Origin of the sequence: Streptomyces cupreus (genome assembly GCF_014257025.1) — a bacterium.
GTDB lineage: Bacteria > Actinomycetota > Actinomycetes > Streptomycetales > Streptomycetaceae > Streptomyces > Streptomyces cupreus.
On sequence record NZ_JACMSF010000209.1, the window covers coordinates 1 to 214 of the forward strand.

1 protein-coding gene is annotated in these 214 nt (G+C 57.5%); it reads left to right on the plus strand.

Annotated elements, in window-relative coordinates:
- Nucleotides 1-214 (plus strand): hypothetical protein (locus H4N64_RS44330; protein ID WP_186288283.1); only part of this gene is annotated, 214 nt, incomplete at both ends.

Consider the following 214-nt stretch of genomic DNA (forward strand, 5'->3'; position numbering starts at 1 on the left):
TCTACCCGACCTTCGCCCTCGGCGATATCAAGATCGACTTCGAGCCGATTTCGTCTGGCACGGCCAAGTTCGAACTGCTCTTCAACCTTTCGGAACTACCCCGCGACGGGAACCATCCCCTCGGATATGTCGGGTACGTCGAATACGCCACCGACGTTTTCGACCGGGAAACCATCGAACAACTCATCACCCGGTTCACCACCCTCCTGCGCAT